Here is a 17,337-nt window from a genome sequence, read left to right on the forward strand (position 1 = left end):
GGAGCGGCTGACCCTCTACCATGCTGTGACTCCAAGACCCGAAAGGACGCTTCATGAAGACTCTCAGGCAAATCCTCGCCGACAAAAGCGGACCTCTGATGAGCGTCTCGCCGGACGATCCAGTTTTCTATGCGCTGCAGGTGATGTCCGATGCCAATGTTGGCGCGCTCCTCGTGCTCGATGGGGAGCAACTCGTCGGGATCTTCTCCGAGCGTGATTATGCCCGCAAGGTGATCCTCTTCGGCAAGGCGTCGAAAGACACTCCGGTGCGCGCAATCATGACGGACAAGGTGCTTTATGTGACCCCCGACCGGACGGTCGACGAGTGCATGGCGATCATGACGGACAAACACATCCGCCACCTGCCGGTTCTCGACGACGAGGGCAAGGTTCTCGGGATTGTTTCCATCGGCGATGTGGTCAAGGAAACGATCTGCGAACAACAGTTCATCATCCAGCAAATGGCAAAATACATCACCGGTTGAGCTTGCGTTGCCTGCGCGGAAGACCACGCCCAATCCGGCAGATCATCAACTCCAGCCACCACAAAAGGATCTTTCTGTGAACGCTCTGCCCTTCTCGATTCGCACCCTTGTCCTCGCCTCAGCCCTGTTCGCCACCGTCGCAACTGCCGAAACGGTCGCTCCTGCCCGCAATGAGGGAGGGATGCTGGTCGGCAACAATGGCATGACCCTTTATGTCTTCGACAAGGACAGCGCAGGCAAGAGCGCCTGCAATGGCCCATGTGCAGCCAACTGGCCACCCCTGATGGCTGCCGAAGGCGACCAGGCAAGCGGTAACTGGAGCGTCATCACCCGTGACGACGGCAGCAAACAGTGGGCCTACAAGAGCAAGCCACTGTACTTCTGGGCCAAAGATCAGAAGCCTGGCGACAAGACCGGTGACGGTTTCAACGGTGTCTGGCACCTCGCTCAGTAAGCCAAGGCCGAGAAGGCCCATCGCTACGGCATTTCGTCAAGCCCCACCATGACCAGATGCCCGGTCTCTCCCCAGGTTTCCAGACTCCAGCAGCCGTCACGGACGCTCACCCAGTTGATCCCGGCGTTGGGAATCAGAAAGTCACGCGGATTGCTCAAAGGGTGACCCCGAACCAGGCGGTTGACGATGTCGAGCACGCCGCCATGGGTGACGACGATGACCGTCTGGCCTCGATGGTCGATGGCAATCCGCTGCAGGCCGGCACGAACCCGTTCGTAGAGTTGCTGCAGACTCTCACCGCCCTGCGGAATGACGAAATCCGGCTCGCGTCTTTCAAACGCCAGGTACTCGGCCGGGTACCTGGCACGCGATTCATCGTAGGTCAATCCTTCAAAAATGCCATAGCGCCGCTCACGGAACTCCGACCGCAAGCTTGGGCGCAACTTCAGGCGGGCAGCGAGGCGCTCGGCGGTCTGGCGAGTGCGTAGCAGGTCACTGCTGTACAGCGCTGTCACCGGCTCGCCAGCCAGCCAGACTGCTGCTGCTTCCGCCTGTGACAGACCAGCCGCATTCAGGCCGATGTCGATCTGCCCCTGAATCCGTTTGTCGACGTTCCAGGTCGTCTCGCCATGCCGGACGAGGCAAATTCGCGTTGTTTCTTCCCTGGAAATCACCACATGCCACCTACATGCTGCGACGGTACTGTCCGCCCACCTCATAGAGCGCGCCGGTAATCTGACCGAGCGAGCAGACGCGAACCGCATCCATCAGGACTGCAAAGACATTGTCGTTGTCGATGACGGACTGTTTCAGGCGTTCGAGCATCGCACCAGAAGCCGCCGCGTTGCGTAACTGGAAGTCCTGCAGGCGAGTCAATTGCGACTGCTTTTCGTCTTCCGTCGAACGTGCGAGTTCGATTTCGATCTGTGTGTCGCCCTTCGGGTTACGGAAAGTATTGACGCCGACGATCGGAAATGAACCATCGTGTTTCTTGTGCTCGTAGTAGAGGGATTCCTCCTGGATCTTGCCGCGCTGATATCCGGTTTCCATGGCCCCGAGGACGCCACCACGCCCGGAGATGGCTTCGAACTCCTTCAATACCGCCTCTTCAACCAGATCAGTCAGCTCTTCGATGATGAAAGAGCCCTGATTCGGGTTCTCGTTCATCGCCAGCCCCCACTCGCGGTTGATGATCAGCTGGATGGCCATGGCACGGCGAACCGATTCTTCGGTCGGCGTGGTGATCGCTTCGTCGTAGGCGTTGGTGTGCAGCGAATTACAGTTGTCGTAAATGGCAATCAGCGCCTGCAGCGTGGTGCGAATGTCGTTGAATGCCATCTCCTGGGCGTGCAGTGAGCGACCGGAAGTCTGGATGTGGTATTTCAGTTTCTGGCTGCGCTCGTTGCCACCGTACTTGTTTTTCATCGCCACGGCCCAGATGCGGCGGGCGACACGACCAATGACCGAATACTCGGGGTCCATGCCGTTGCTGAAGAAAAACGACAGATTCGGCGCAAAATCGTCGATATGCATGCCGCGTGCCAGATAGGTCTCGACATAGGTAAAGCCATTGGCCAGCGTGAAAGCCAACTGTGAGATCGGATTGGCGCCGGCTTCGGCAATGTGATAACCGGAAATCGACACCGAATAGAAGTTGCCGATCTGCTGATGGACGAAGAACTCCTGGATGTCGCCCATCATCTTGAGCGCGAATTCGGTCGAAAAGATGCAGGTATTCTGACCCTGGTCCTCCTTCAGGATGTCGGCCTGGACGGTACCTCGGACATTGGCCAGCACCCAGACACGAATCTTCTGCATCTCGTCTTCGGTCGGGTCGCGGTCGTTATCGACGCGGAACTTGTCGACCTGCTGGTCGATCGCGGCGTTGAAGAACATGGACAGGATGATCGGCGCCGGACCGTTGATGGTCAGCGACACCGAGGTGGTCGGTGCGCACAGTTCGAAACCATCAAACAGGACTTTCATGTCGTCGAGCGTGGCGATCGACACGCCGGAGTTTCCGACCTTGCCGTAGATATCCGGCCGGGCATCGGGATCACATCCGTAAAGGGTGACCGAATCGAAAGCGGTCGAAAGCCGCTTCGCGGGCATGCCTTCCGAAACCTTCTTGAAGCGACGGTTGGTACGGAAGGCGTCGCCTTCGCCGGCAAACATGCGCGTCGGATCCTCGTTCTCGCGCTTGAATGCAAAGACACCGGCGGTAAAGGGGAAGGAACCCGGGACATTCTCCTTCATCAGGAAACGCAGCACCTCGCCGTCATCCTTGCTGGCCGGCAGGGATACCTTGCGAATGCGCGTTCCCGAGAGCGAGGTGTTGGTGAGGCGGGTACGGATCTCCTTGTCGCGAATCTTGACCACGTATTCGTCCTGCGCGTAGAGTTCGACGGTCTTGGGCCACATGTCGAGCAGTTTCCTCGCCCGTGCGTCGAGTTGCCCGTCTTTCCAGGAGATCAATTCAGCAAAGTCGCCTGCAGGCTTGCCACAGCTTTCAAACAGGTCTCTGGCGGTTTTCAGGGACTGTCGCTGGCGAGCGATCTCTGCCTGTTCTGCGGTATGGCGATGGTAACTGCGAACGGCTTCGGCAATTTCGGCCAGGTAGCGCACGCGTTGCGCAGGAACGATGGCGCGCTGGTTCGACGATTGACGAACGCTGACCAGCGGCAGCCTGCCCTTTTTCAACTTCAGGCCAAGCGCGTGCAATTTGGACGCGATCGCCTGATAGAGAGAGGTCACCCCGTCGTCGTTGAAGCGTGCCGCCATCGTGCCAAATACCGGCATTTCGTCCGGGCTCTGGCTGAAAGCCTCGTGGTTGCGCTGATATTGCTTGCGCACATCGCGCAGAGCATCCTCGGCACCCTTGCGGTCAAATTTGTTGATGGCCACGAAATCGGCGAAGTCGAGCATGTCGATCTTCTCGAGTTGCGAAGCGGCACCGAACTCGGGGGTCATCACATAGAGCGAGACATCGACCAGGGGCACGATCGCAGCGTTGCCCTGCCCGATGCCTGAGGTCTCGACGATCACGAAATCAAAGCCAGCCAGCTTGCAGGCAGCGATCACCTCGGGCAGTGCGGCAGATACCTCGGAGCCTGTTTCGCGCGTCGCCAGCGAGCGCATGTAGATGTTCGGGTGTTCGATGGCGTTCATGCGGATGCGGTCACCGAGCAGCGCACCCCCCGTGCGCTTGCGCGAGGGATCGATGGAAACGATCGCCAGCTTGATGGTGTCGCCCTGATCGAGCCGGAAGCGACGCACCAGTTCGTCGGTCAGCGAGGACTTGCCGGCACCGCCGGTACCGGTGATGCCGAGCACCGGCACCTTGAGTCCGGCCGCGGCGTGCAGGATTTTCTTGCGCAGCGCTTCTGGATAGGCGCCATTTTCCAGTGCACTGATGATCTGCGCCAGTTTGCGGCGGTTCCCGGCCTTCAGCGCGGCGAGCACTTCGTCCGGTTCCTGCGGGGCCAGCGCAGCAATGTCGACGTCGGACGTCGCCATCAGCTCGTTGATCATTCCCTGCAAGCCCATCGACTGGCCGTCCTGCGGTGAGTAGACACGCGTCACGCCGTAGGCGTGCAGTTCGTCGATCTCGCCCGGAACGATGACCCCGCCGCCGCCACCGAAAACTTTGATATTTTCGCCGCCACCGGCCTTCAACAGATCGATCATGTACTTGAAGAATTCGACGTGCCCCCCCTGGTAGGAGGTGATGGCAATTCCCTGCACATCCTCCTGCAGTGCCGCATTTACAATCTCCTGTACGGAACGGTTGTGGCCTAGATGGATGACCTCGGCGCCCGTCGACTGCAGAATTCGCCGCATGATGTTGATTGATGCGTCATGCCCGTCGAACAAGGAGGCAGCCGTGACAAAGCGCACCTTGTGCTTGGGCTTGTAGGGCAGAAGCTTCTTGGCAATGGAAAGGTCAGTCATGTCGTTCGCGCTCCACAAAGATCAGGAATGTCCTGAATACCGGAAATTGTACAAGGACGCACATGGTAGAAAGTTGACGCCAATAAAGCCATTCCCCAATACGCCGCCAACAATGTATATATTGCCAACTTGAAATATCCCATCAATACACAGCCTTGCGAGAAGCCGATGCCAAACCCTGAGAAGACTGCCAAGGAGATCACCGGCGAGAGGGTCAAGGATGCCACACCAACTGCCACTGCTCCGGCACGCGCGACCGTGGCCATTGCCTTTGTACAGGGAATGCTGGCAGGTCTTCAGCATGCAGGTCGTGATACCGAACCGCTCCTCGAAAGGGCACACATAGCGGTGCAGGTGCTGCACGACCCGAGCGCCCGCATTCCCGTCGACCGCTACGCCGAACTGTACAATCTGATCAATAGCGAACTCGACGATGAAGGATTTGGACTGTTCTCGGTGCCGATACGTACCGGCACCTTCGAGTTCCTCTGTCGCAGCACCATCACCGCGCCGACGCTGGCCGAGGCCATCGATCGCAGCATTCGCTTCCTGCGCTTGCTGCTGCCCGACCTCGGTGTCCGTCTCGATAGCCACCTCGAGCAGGCATGCCTGTGCATCGTGGAAAACCGCCCGCTCACCATCGGACGGATCTTCGCCTTCGAATGGCTACTGCGCCTGCTGCACGGACTTTTTTCCTGGCTGGTGGGACGCAGCATCGTTCTCGATTCGGTTGCTTTCCCTTACCCTCGCCCGCAACACGCACAGGATTATGCGCTGATTTACACTGCGCACTCGACTTTTGATGCCCAGAGGCTCACCGCCTTCTTCGCTGCCAACTTGCTGGACCTGCCGATTCGTCGCGACGAGGCAGCCCTGCAAAGCTTCCTCGAAGGCGCACCCGGCAAGCTGACCACTTTGTACCGTCGTGACCGCGAGATGGTCCTGCGCGTACGCAACACGTTGCGTGACGCGCTGCCGGTGTCGAACTCGCTCGCCGAGGTCGCCCGCACACTGAATATATCGCCACGCACGCTGCATCGCCGGCTGGAGGAAGAGGGATCGAGCTTTCAGGCGATCAAGGATGCCTTGCGCCGCGATCTGGCGATCAACCGACTCGCCAAGACCAGACAGGCACTTGCAGAGGTGGCCGCCGAACTGGGTTTTGCCGACAGTGCGGCCTTCTACCGGGCTTTCGTGAGATGGACCGGTATGGCCCCGGCACATTACCGCCAGCGACTGCAGGCGGCAGGTAACGGGTCCAGTCAGGGGTCCAGTCAGCACCTCACTTTTCGGTCATGAAGCGCGTCGCGTTTTCCAGGTCGGCGTGGGTGCTGCCGCGGTACAGTGCATTGACGAACTTGCGCCAGATCAGGTCCGGCTCACCCAGCTCGAAGTCAAAAACTCCGCTCGCCGACTCCCTCGTCGCCAAAACGTAGATTTGAGATACTTCCGAAGGACCCAGCCGAACAATCGCCTCACCCCAGACATTGAGTGGGACGCCGGCCTGTGCGTACGCCTGAAAACCGTAACGCGACAGTTCGAAGATTTCGAGCCGCAACCGGCATGACATGCCATCGAGCGCCGGTACCGAAAACTTTGCCGGACATCTGACCGAAAAACGCCGGTGGCTCCTGTCCACCGCGACATCCTGACTCTCCTCGGGGAGTGCTGGCAGAATCGAGCGGTACGCCGGCAGGTCGTAGATCGTATGCAGCAGCTTCTTCTTGCGATCGCTGAGCTGCATGAAGACGCTCGTGCGCACATTGAAGAAGTGATCGAGCAACTCGGGAGTCAGCACCGGATCATTGGTGGTATAGAAACGGCGCGGCGGCAGCTTGATGTTGGGCAGCCTGACCTCGGTGAAGAAGGCATAAAGGTTCCGCTTGGGCGGTTTGGAAGAATAGTGTCTTCTGAATACTTCCGGGGCGGTACTGAGGTCCAGTGTTGCGCCAACGGCTGGCGCGCCATTCACGAAATCGTAATTCTCGACCACGTTTTGCGTCAGCCGTTTGAAGAACAGCAAGGATTCGTACATCTCGATATGGCTGGGATTGACCGCGATCACCAGGTGCCGGGTATCAAAGAAGGTAGTGCAGTACTCGTACATGAATTTCATCAGCGGGAACAGAATGCTGCCGCCGGTTCGGCGGAAACGGCGATGTATCGCCAAAGCCGACACCTCGGCAATGTTCCCCTTCTTTTCCCGCAAGGCCGTCAAATCGAAGATGCGCTGCAGGGGAAATCCCAGAACGCTCTCCCTGATCAGGGACAGGGTGCCGACCACCTCTCCGTCATACTTGGCGCACAAGGTCGTGGTCGTCGGCAAGGCATGATATATGGTCACGCGCATCCCGGAGGGATCGGGCTTCATGAACTTGCTGCCCACGTAGGCGTCGTGTAGCAAGGTAAAGCATGCCTCGAGTTCCTCCTGGGTATCCGCGATCTTCAACTCGAGGCTGGCGTTCGGCGCAGGATCGCAATCGACGAAATTACGGTAAACAGCGAAGCGCCTTTCTCGCGGGAGAAAGTTGAACAGCTTTCTCAGCGTCCCGCTCAGCAGCTTTCGTACCGGCAAGACTAATTTTCTGATCATCAACATTCCTCCCGCAGCAACGACTGCCCGAACGGCACGTGGTCCTGCTGCTGAATAATACATCCCCCGGTTTCCCTGGGTAATGTCGGAGCCTGATTGTTACGGTATCCAAATCCGGAAGCGGCGTGGGAATTTCGGCACCGCACTTTCGAGATTCTCATCGTGCATCTTATCAAAAGGGATGGTCTTTACTTGTATTGTTTGATTCCCCGATCCGCCTGCTGTTGCATCTTTCGTTCGATTGGTACAGCATCGCCGATTGGCCGAGAATAGAAAATAGGGGATGGACATGATTGCTGCGTTGTTGCGTCGCCTGAGTCTGATGAATCGACTGACCGTGACCGCCGTTCTGGCCTTGCTGGCCATGCTGCTGATCGTCTGGGAAAGTGTGTGGTCGATGCATCACCTGCTTTACGAGGACCGCCAGGTCAAGACACGGCATCTGGTCGAGGTGGCGATCAGCGTCCTTGATCATTACCACGATCTGCAGAAAGCCGGCACGCTGAGCGAGGACGAAGCCAGACAGCAAGCGATCGCTGCGGTCAAGCGGATGCGTTATGAAAAGACCGAGTACTTCTGGATCAACGACCTCGGCAAGCCGGTGCCGAAAATGGTGATGCACTCGACGGTACCAGCGCTCGATGGCAAGGTGCTCGATGAGAGCCGTTTCAACAAGGCCATCTCCCTGCAGGCCGGGCTGAGCGGCGACAAGATCAAGGCGGATGGCAAGAATCTCTTTGTCAGCTTCAACGAGGTGGTCGACAAGGCAGGCGAAGGCTATGTCGAATACCTCTGGCCCAAGCCTCTCGCAGGCGGCGGGGTGAGCAGCGAACTGTTTACCAAGCTGTCCTACGTCAAGAAGTTCGAACCCTGGGGCTGGGTCGTTGGTTCCGGCATCTACATTGATGATGTCGACCGGATATTCCTGGAAGAGGCGAAGCACAGCGTCTTACTGGCGATTGCTGCTACCTGCATCCTGCTGCTGAGCAGTTGGCTGGTGCGGAAAAGCATCGTCAGCGAGTTCGGTGGCGAACCCCGCCTCGCGTTGGGCGTGTCCAGCAGGATCGCCAGCGGCGACCTGACGCAGGAGGTACCCTTGCAAAGAGATGACCGGGACAGCCTCATGTTCGTTCTCGCGCACATGCAGAGCAGCCTCAAGGAAATGCTGCGCGCCATCTTCATCAACGCCAACAAGGTGCAGGCAAGTATCGAACGCCTTTCCGCCGAGTCCAACGCGATCAACCTGGCGACCCAGGTGCAGGCCGCTGCCGTCAAACACAGCCGTTTGGCGATTACCGACGTTTCGGCAAGCGTCGATGTGGTGAATGGACTGGTACATGCAACCGAAGATGGCGCCAACGAGGTCGCGCGGCGCGCCCATGATGGCGCCAATGTAGCGGCAAAGGTTGCAGTCGAGATGCAGGCCATCGCCGATACGGTCGCGGTCTCGTCGGAGCAGGTTTCCCGGCTGGTGGCCAGTACCAGCGAAATCGGCAACATGGCCAGGGTGATCAGGGAAATTGCCGACCAGACCAATCTGTTGGCACTCAATGCAGCCATCGAGGCTGCCCGCGCCGGCGAACAGGGGCGCGGCTTCGCGGTCGTGGCCGACGAGGTCCGCAAACTCGCTGAGCGAACCAGCAAGGCGACGAGTGAGATCGGGAGCATCCTGCAGGGCATCCGGACCGATACCGAAAGTGCAGTCGAAGGCATGCAGGCGGCGGCACCGGTAATCGCCAGCGGCGTCACGCAGGCCAACTCCGCCGCCGACACCTTGTATGCCATCGAAGAACAGGCGCAGGACACTCTCCAGAAAATGAAGGCGCTTTCGCAGGCGACCCGCGAGCAGACACAGCGCATCGAAGACATCGTCAGCAATGTCGATGAGGTGATGACCGCTTCAGGACAGACCGAGAATGTAATCAAACAGTCGCTGCAATCGGCGGCCGACCTGGAACAGGCGTCCAGCGAGATGTTCTCGATGGTGCAACGCTTCAATATTGGCGAGTTGGACGGCAACGGACGGCAACCGGCGGCTCGTGCTCAGGCTGCGGTCAAGCCGCTGATGGCCTGGTCAAGTGCCTTGGCCGTGGGGCATGCGGAAATCGATCGCCAGCATCAGGTGTTGATCGAAATCGCCAACCGTCTGAACCATGCCATGCTCACCGGAGCAGGCCGGGTGGCCTGCGGATCGATTCTCGACGAACTCGTCAACTATACGGTCAATCATTTCGGCTTCGAAGAGAAGCTGATGGAGAAGCACAGCTACCCAGACCGCGCGGCGCACCTGGCCGCCCATCGCAAGCTGATCGCAGAAGTCTCGAAGTTCAAGCGCCAGTATGAAGACGGAGGGGCAATCTCGGTCGAGCTGATGGGCTTCATCCGCGATTGGCTGGTCAACCACATCCTCAAGGTCGACCGGGCGCTGGTGCGTGATCTGAGCAGCCGGGGGCTGTCGTGAAAGACGCCCCAGGGGCGCCGGCGGCCTCCTGTCTGCCTGGATTACCGGAATCCGCAGCGCGATGAGCGACCTGGCCCGGCAGCAAGGTCGCCGCCGCGCACTGGCCCTGGGGATCGTTATTGCGGCTTACGTCCTGTCGTTTTTTCAGCGCTTTGCGCCTGCCGGCATCGCGCCGGACCTGATCACGGCGTTCAACACCACGGCGTCATCGCTGGGGGTGCTGGCGGCGACCTACTTCTACGTTTACACCGTGATGCAGGTGCCGACCGGCATCCTCGTCGATACCCTCGGACCGCGCCTGATTCTCCTGCTCGGCGGACTGGTCGGCGGCGTCGGGAGCCTGTTGTTCGGCATGGCGCCCAATTTCGATCTGGCCCTGCTGGGGCGTACGCTGATCGGGCTGGGCGTTTCAGTGACTTTCATCGCCATGCTCAAGATCATCGCCCTGTCTTTTGATGAACGCCGCTTTGCCAGCCTGGTTGGCCTGAGCATGCTGATCGGTAACCTGGGATCGGTGCTGGCCGGCGCGCCACTCTCCTGGCTGGCCCAGATCACCGGCTGGCGAAGTATATTCGTCGGCCTGGCGGCTGTTTCGCTGCTACTGGGAACGGCTTGCTGGTACTTGTTGCGCGAGCCTGCAGATGAGAGCCAAAGTCCATCGGCCCCGGCAGGCAAACCTCGCTTCGACCGCACGGTGATATTCTCCGGCCTGCTGTCGGTGCTCGGTAACCGTGACACCTGGCCGGTTGCCGCAGTCAATTTCGGGATCAGCGGCAGTTTCTTTGCTTTTGCGGGCTTGTGGGCAACGCCTTTCCTGACCGAGGTGCATCATCTGGAGCGCGCCGTGGCAGCCAGGCACGTGAGTCTCTATTTCGCTGGTTTCGCGCTGGGCTGTGTATTCGTCGGTACGCTCTCTGATCGCCTGGGCCGGCGCAAGCCGGTGCTGGTGGCGGGTAGCCACCTGTATGCCTTGATCTGGCTGGTCTGGCTTTCCGGCAGCACCCTGCCTGTGAGCTTGAGCTTCGCGCTGTTCGCGCTGATGGGACTGCTCACCGCCAGCTTCACGCTGACCTGGGCCTGCGCCAAGGAGGTCAATCCGCCACTACTCTCGGGTATGTCGACCAGCGTGACCAATATGGGCGGCTTCCTGGCGGCCGCCATCCTGCAGCCGCTGGTCGGCTGGGTCATGGATTGGAGCTGGCAAGGGGGTCTGACAGCAGCCGGGGCACGCCTGTACACGCCAGCGGATTTCCACACCGGCCTGCTCCTGCTGGCCGGAACGGCCAGCTTCGGTGCCCTGGCTTCGTGGCGGATTCGGGAAACCAACTGCCGGAACATCTGGCAAGCACCGGCCTAACGGTCATGGCTTTGTGAGACACCCCGGATGATGAAAGCCCTGACCGTTTCCCTCAGCGCCGCTCATAGACCAGTTCGACTCGCCGCATCGTGCGACGGCAGGCTTCGCTGTCGCATTTCAGTTTGCTGCTTTGCTCGCTGCCGACGGGTTGGCGGCGAATCTGGTTTCTTGCGACGCCAAGCGAGCGCAGCCGGTCGCTCACTGCCTCGATGCGCTTGTCCGCCACCGCAAGGTTGTAAGCGGCACTGCCCAGATTATCGGTATGGCCGACCAGGATCACGATCAGTTGTGGATCCTCTTTGAGTTTCTGAGCGTTCTGGCGAAGCACTGCATCTCCATCACTGTCGATGGTCGCGCCGTCAAAAGAAAAATAGACAGTCCTTCGGGCCTCTTCATCGGCGAAAGGGGTCGGTTTTGCCGTTCCTGGCCGACCGGTATGCGCAGGAGATTGTGCGGCCTGCTCTTGCATCGCACCGTTCTTCCCGGAATCGCCCGACGCAGGTGGTTTTTCAACCGTCGCGCAAGCCGAGAGGAGCAGGAGGATTGTCAGGCAGCAACGGAATGGATGCGGGGAAAACGACATGGACAATGTACCATCAGATGGAAGTGCAAATAGGCGCGTAAGATCCCGAGAGTGTAACAATTTTCTGGGCGCTCATGAGTGAAGCCTTCCTCCACAACCCTGCCCTGCCTGCTTTCCTGCTTGCCAGCCTGGTGCTCGCGGCAACGCCGGGGCCGGGAGTGATCTACATACTGGCTCGCACCCTGGAGCAAGGCAGGCGCGCGGGGCTTTCTTCGGTCGCCGGTGTCGCATCGGGCAACCTGGTCAACGCCATCGGCGCAGCGATCGGACTGGCAGCGCTGTTGACCCTCTCCTCTCTGGCCTTCGCAGTCATCCAGTACGCTGGGGCACTCTACCTCTTCTATCTGGGAGTCAAAACGCTGGCTACTGCCCCTCCCAGCACGCCAGGCGACGCTTTCGGGAAGGCCGCTCTCGCGGCGATCTTCCGCGATGGCTTCATGGTAGCGGTGCTGAATCCGAAAACGGCGTTGTTCTTCGCCGCATTCCTGCCGCAGTTCATCCATCCGGCAGCACCGGCGATGCTTCAGAGCATGCTTTTTGGCGTGCTGTTCGTCTTGATTGCGCTCGTCACCGACAGTATTTATGTACTGACCGCGAGCGCCGCGTCGCCAGCGCTATCCCGCCTGCACAAGGCGCCTCGCTTTGCCCGCTACCTGAGCGCGGCCGTCCTGATCGGCCTCGCCGTTCTGGCCGCCACGAGCGCTTCAAGCAGGAGCAGATAGTTCTTTGTCATTGACGGATGCCGTTTGCGGGTGCGATGTTCACAGCAAAGTGGATCCCAAGGCGATCCTCAAGCAAGCTATGCTTATGGATTCAGAAGAACCCGGCGCGCACCGACGACCTGGATGTCGTGCGACCGTGTCAAGAACGCAGTGACGACGAGGAGGAACGATGAACAAACAGATCGTTGTTTGCATGGATGGCACCTGGAACGATCCCATCGAACAAACCAATGTGTATCGCTTGTTCGAGATGCTGCCCGGCAGGGAACAATTTGTCGAGGAGCAGGGACCGATCCGCTCTCATCTCAGCAAGCGCAATGAGGAACTCGCCGCTTTTTATCTGAAAAGTGTCGGCAACGGCGGGCGAACACAAGGATTGCTGGGCAGCACGCAGGGCATTGGTCTGCACGATTGCATGATCGACGCTTATGTACTGGTCTCACAGATGTATCAGAGCGGTGACAAAATCTGGTTGTTCGGTTTTTCTCGCGGGGCCTGGGCGGCCCGCAGCCTATGCGCCTTCATCGCCCGCACCGGCTTGATCTGGGCAGCCGAAGCCTACGACGACACCGCTGCCGACATGGCCGAAAAAATCTGGCTGGCCTTCAAGGAAGGCCGTGGCAAGAAACGCGGTGGGCGCTTCTGGAAATACCACGACGAAACACCGATCCGCATGATCGGTGTCTGGGATACGGTCGGCGAATTTGGCGTACCGGAGTTCAATGGCCTGCGCATGCTCGACCGCGACGAGCTGCGCTTCCTGAAGTTTGCCGACCGCGAACTGAGCCCCCGCGTCGAGTACGGGCGCCAGGCACTGGCCATAGACGAAGAACGTTCCGACTTCCGGCCGACACTGTGGAACGAGCGCGCGGGGATCAAGCAGGTCTGGTTCCCCGGCGTGCATGCGGATGTCGGTGGCGGTTACGAACACTGCGGACTCTCGGACATCTCCCTCGAATGGATGATGAACGAGGTCAACGACCTCGACGCCAGCCTGCGGCTATTGCCCGCTCAACTCAGCCAGCCCCTGGCGCCCGATCCCCTGGAGGACCGGCACGATGAAACGCACAACCTGGTCTGGCGATCGCGGCCACACGAGGAACGCAAGATTCCCGACGATGCCCAACTGCACCCCTGTGTCCTGTTGCGGCTGCAGGAGCGCTCCGACTATCGCCCCAAGGCACTCGAGGATGTGCCGGCCTGCGCCGCCTTCTACCCGAAAGACGGGCAGCCCCCCGAGGAAGAGCTGCAATCGGAGCGTGAGCCCCTGCCCTTCCGCAAGCTGCCGCTCGATGGCTCGACACGCTTCCCGGCCTACGCGCACAAATGGTGGAACGCCTCCGGCGTCGAAGTCGATGCCGGCGAGAAATACCGTATCGAAGCCAGCGGCGCGTGGACCGACAAGGGAACTCCTTCGGGAGCCGACGGCTACGAATCCAAAGCCTGGTTCCTGCAACTTGCCGAAGGCAGCCGCCGCCTCGAAGAACGCCCGTGGTTTTCCTTGGTCGCCGCCATCCATCCGCGGCCCGATCTGGAAGCCAACAATCCCGACTCGGAGAACCTGTTCACCGGGCTGCTCGAAAGCGCCATCAGCGGCGTCGCGCGCATTGACGACGAGAGCAGCCTGATTGCCGCCCCGAATGGCTGCGAAATCGAGATCAGCGAATCGGGTTTCCTGTACTTCTTCGCCAACGACTCTCCTTATTCTTACGGCAATAACAGCGGCTTCCTCACTGTCGAAGTCACCCGCATCCCCTGGTCGGCGAAAGAACACCAGAAAACCCAGCCCACGCCGCCAGCGCTGCCGGGTAGCCTGGACGTCAAGCTCTACTACACCCCCGGCACCTGCTCGCTGGCAGCGCACATCGCCCTGCGCGAGTGCGGCCTCGACTTCGAGCTGGTGCGCGTCGATATCCGCCAGCGCAAGCTGGCGGACGGCAGCGACTTCAGCGCCATCAACCCGAAGGGCTACGTACCAGTGCTCGAAATCGACGACGGTGTCTGTCTCACCGAAGTTTCGGCTATCGTTCAGTACATTGCCGACCGCCGGCCGGAGAGCGGCCTGGCGCCGCGTCCTTACACGCTAGAACGTTATCAGTTGCAGGAATGGCTGGCCTTCATCAGTTCCGAGCTGCACAAAGCCTTCACGCCGCTATTCAGGCCGGGCACACCGGAGGATTACCGGTTCCGCCTCCAGGAGAACATCGTCGCTCGCCTGGGCTATATCGCCACCCGCCTGTCGGACAGGGATTACCTCCTGGGCGACCAGTTCACCGTCGCCGACGCCTACCTGTTCACCGTCCTCGCCTGGAGCCGTGCAATAGGCATGGAAATCGCGCAGTGGCCGACTCTACTGGCTTTCCAGGAACGCGTCGGGCGCCGCCAAAGCGTCCGCGATGCCCTGGAAGCAGAGGACTGACGGGATCGCCGGCTACGGGGGGGCACGCGACCCACCCCGTGCGAGTCAGGCATCATGGTCTCGGGCAAGCGCCCGCCGGTGCGCCCCGTACTGCCGAGGGGCCGTCACTGGCAGCGGACAATGGGTGCCGATGCGCTCAGACGACGCGCCTGCGCGACGATATTCGCGACATGGATACCGAAGAATTCGTAGAGTTCGGCGGCTGGCGCCGATTCTCCGAAGCGGTCGATACCGATCACGGCACCGTTTGGCCCGACGTACTTCCACCACAGATCGGGATGTCCGGCTTCGACCGCAAGTAACGGGATCGATGGCGGCAGCACCGTCTGGCGGTAAGCCAGGGGTTGCAGATCGAAGCGTTGGGTACAGGGCATGGCGACGACGCGCGCAGCGATTCCTTCCCGAGCGAGAACGGCCTGGGCGTCCAGGGTGAGACTGAGTTCCGAGCCGGTTCCGATCAGCACGACACTCGGCGTTCCGCCATCGGCCTCGCGCAGCACGTAGCCACCCAGCCGGATGCTGGCCATCTGCTCGGCGCTGCGCGGCAGTGCCGGCAGGTTCTGCCTCGACAACAGGAAGCATGAGGGACCATCGTGTCGCTCAAGCGCTGCGCTCCAGGCCACCGCGGTCTCCATGGCATCGGCCGGGCGCCAGACGTCGAGACCCGGAATCAGCCGCAACGCAGCCGCATGCTCGATCGGCTGGTGCGTCGGGCCATCTTCACCAAGACCAATCGAATCATGCGTGTAGACCATCAACTGCCGCAGCTTCATCAGTGCCGCGAGACGGATTGCATTGCGCGCATAATCCGAGAACACCAGGAAAGTTGCCGTGTAGGGAATGAAGCCGCCATGCAGAGCAATGCCGTTGGCGATCGCGGTCATGCCGAATTCGCGTACGCCGTAGTGGATGTAGTTGCCGCCAGCCTCCCGGTTCGCAGGCCGGGTGCCGCTCCAGTTGGTCAGGTTTGATCCGGTCAGGTCGGCCGAACCACCCAGCAGTTCGGGCAGCAGCGGAGAAATCGCTTCGATGGCGTTCTGCGAAGCCTTGCGCGTGGCGACGGCAGTGGTCCGGGTCGTCCATTGGGCGAGCAGCGCGGTCACATGTTCCGGCCAGTCGGCGGGTAGTTCCCCTCGCATCCGGCGTTCGAATTCGGCGGCCAGTTCGGGATAGGCGGCACGATAGGCGGCGAAGTTCGCTTCCCAGGCATATTCCGCGGCTTCTCCCCTGACCCTTGCATTCCAGCCGGCGCGCACGTCGGCTGGCACTTCGAAAGCGGCGAAAGGCCATTCGAGCTGGCGGCGGGTATTGGCGATCTCTTCGGAACCCAGGGGGGCGCCGTGCACATCGTGTGTGCCCCCCTTGTTCGGGGAACCGAAACCGATCATCGTCTTGCAGCAGATCAGCGTCGGCCGACCGGTTGGGGTCCTGGCGATACGGATTGCGGCCTCGATCGAATCGGCGTCATGACCGTCGCAATGGGGTACCACGCGCCAGCCGTAAGCTTCGAAGCGTTTTGGCGTGTCGTCGGCAAACCAGGGCTGTACGTGACCATCGATCGAAATATCGTTGTCGTCGTAAAAAACGATCAGCTTGGACAAGGACAAGCGCCCGGCCAGCGAGCAGGCCTCATGCGAAACGCCTTCCATCAGGCAGCCATCCCCGATAAAGGCGTAGGTGTAGTGGTCGACGATCGTGTGCCCTTCGCGGTTGAAGGTCTCGGCCAGCAGCCTTTCGGCCAGGGCCATGCCCACTGCGTTGGCAAGGCCCTGGCCGAGTGGTCCAGTGGTCGTTTCAATGCCGGGGGTGATGCCGAATTCGGGGTGCCCAGGGGTTTTTGAGTGCAGTTGCCGGAAGCGCTTCAATTCGTCGATCGGCAGATCGTAACCGCTGAGGTGCAGCAAGGCGTAGATCAGCATCGACCCATGTCCGTTCGAGAGCACGAAGCGGTCACGGTCACACCATCGGGGATTGGCCGGGTTGTGTTTGAGGTGATGGCGCCAGAGGACCTCGGCGATGTCTGCCATTCCCATCGGCATCCCGGGGTGACCGGAATTCGCAGCCTGAACAGCGTCAATGGCGAGGAAGCGCAGCGCATTGGCGCAGCGGCGGCGGAATTTTCGGGATTCGGTGGGCAAGACAATCTCCTTTAATCAGAACCAGGTTTACTATGAAAGTCGCGAGCGACTCTCAAATCTCCCCTCCCCCTCGCGGGGGAGGGGTCGGGGGAGAGGGGAAACGGTCATGACTTTCATCATCGGGGGTGTCTTGCAAAGTCATGACCGTTTGGTCAATACGACATGCCGCCGCTT

At 60.3% G+C, this 17,337-nt stretch carries 12 protein-coding genes; 7 read left to right on the forward strand and 5 right to left on the reverse strand.

The annotated features are described in order from the left end of the window. The first annotated feature begins 53 nt into the window (after nt 1–53). Together V5B59_RS13655 and V5B59_RS13660 are read left to right on the forward strand one after the other, a co-directional pair. On the forward strand, nt 54–485 hold the full coding sequence (locus V5B59_RS13655; protein ID WP_034909872.1) for a CBS domain-containing protein: 432 nt from the start codon (nt 54–56) through the stop codon (nt 483–485). Between the two features lie 76 nt (nt 486–561). Then, complete coding sequence (locus V5B59_RS13660; protein ID WP_034909870.1) at nt 562–939, forward strand: COG4315 family predicted lipoprotein; 378 nt, start codon at nt 562–564, stop codon at nt 937–939. Nucleotides 940–962: 23 nt separating this feature from the next. Here V5B59_RS13660 and V5B59_RS13665 read toward each other — a convergent pair whose 3' ends face one another. Together V5B59_RS13665 and icmF are read right to left on the reverse strand one after the other, a co-directional pair. After that, nucleotides 963–1,613: a histidine phosphatase family protein gene (locus V5B59_RS13665; RefSeq protein WP_308240035.1), complete on the reverse strand. Its 651-nt coding sequence runs from the start codon at nt 1,611–1,613 to the stop codon at nt 963–965. A 10-nt stretch (nt 1,614–1,623) separates the two neighbouring features. Further along, nucleotides 1,624–4,890 carry a fused isobutyryl-CoA mutase/GTPase IcmF gene (icmF, locus tag V5B59_RS13670; protein ID WP_332351965.1) on the reverse strand — a complete coding sequence of 1,089 codons (3,267 nt, stop codon included), beginning with the start codon at nt 4,888–4,890 and terminating at the stop codon, nt 1,624–1,626. Nucleotides 4,891–5,058: 168 nt separating this feature from the next. Here icmF and V5B59_RS13675 point away from each other — a divergent pair, with 168 nt between their 5' ends. Next, on the forward strand, nt 5,059–6,189 hold the full coding sequence (locus V5B59_RS13675; RefSeq protein ID WP_169069186.1) for an AraC family transcriptional regulator: 1,131 nt from the start codon (nt 5,059–5,061) through the stop codon (nt 6,187–6,189). On the opposite strand, the gene V5B59_RS13680 is transcribed toward V5B59_RS13675, so the two are convergent. Continuing rightward, nucleotides 6,173–7,483, reverse strand: a complete 1,311-nt coding sequence (locus V5B59_RS13680) for an N-acyl amino acid synthase FeeM domain-containing protein (RefSeq protein ID WP_034915397.1) — start codon at nt 7,481–7,483, stop codon at nt 6,173–6,175. The two genes, V5B59_RS13675 and V5B59_RS13680, sit on opposite strands and share 17 nt — an antisense overlap. Before the next feature lie 283 nt (nt 7,484–7,766). On the opposite strand from V5B59_RS13680, the gene V5B59_RS13685 reads away from it, so the two are divergent. Next, nucleotides 7,767–9,944: a bacteriohemerythrin gene (locus V5B59_RS13685; RefSeq protein WP_169069187.1), complete on the forward strand. Its 2,178-nt coding sequence runs from the start codon at nt 7,767–7,769 to the stop codon at nt 9,942–9,944. A gap of 61 nt (nt 9,945–10,005) precedes the next feature. Then, nucleotides 10,006–11,301, forward strand: a complete 1,296-nt coding sequence (locus tag V5B59_RS13690; RefSeq protein ID WP_169069188.1) for an MFS transporter — start codon at nt 10,006–10,008, stop codon at nt 11,299–11,301. Nucleotides 11,302–11,353: 52 nt separating this feature from the next. Here V5B59_RS13690 and V5B59_RS13695 read toward each other — a convergent pair whose 3' ends face one another. Continuing rightward, nucleotides 11,354–11,884 carry an OmpA family protein gene (locus V5B59_RS13695; protein WP_308240036.1) on the reverse strand — a complete coding sequence of 177 codons (531 nt, stop codon included), beginning with the start codon at nt 11,882–11,884 and terminating at the stop codon, nt 11,354–11,356. A gap of 74 nt (nt 11,885–11,958) precedes the next feature. Between V5B59_RS13695 and V5B59_RS13700 the strand changes: the two genes are divergently transcribed. Continuing rightward, nucleotides 11,959–12,606, forward strand: a complete 648-nt coding sequence (locus V5B59_RS13700) for a LysE family translocator (protein ID WP_169069190.1) — start codon at nt 11,959–11,961, stop codon at nt 12,604–12,606. Nucleotides 12,607–12,775: 169 nt separating this feature from the next. After that, nucleotides 12,776–15,025 carry a glutathione transferase GstA gene (gstA, locus tag V5B59_RS13705; protein WP_169069191.1) on the forward strand — a complete coding sequence of 750 codons (2,250 nt, stop codon included), beginning with the start codon at nt 12,776–12,778 and terminating at the stop codon, nt 15,023–15,025. Nucleotides 15,026–15,129: 104 nt separating this feature from the next. On the opposite strand, the gene tkt is transcribed toward gstA, so the two are convergent. Continuing rightward, the gene (gene tkt, locus V5B59_RS13710) at nt 15,130–17,163 is read right to left on the reverse strand and encodes a transketolase (protein WP_034915390.1); all 2,034 of its coding nucleotides are present in this window, start codon (nt 17,161–17,163) and stop codon (nt 15,130–15,132) included. Nucleotides 17,164–17,337: the final 174 nt, after the last annotated feature.

Source organism: Candidatus Accumulibacter contiguus, from assembly GCF_036625285.1.
Classification (GTDB): domain Bacteria; phylum Pseudomonadota; class Gammaproteobacteria; order Burkholderiales; family Rhodocyclaceae; genus Accumulibacter; species Accumulibacter contiguus.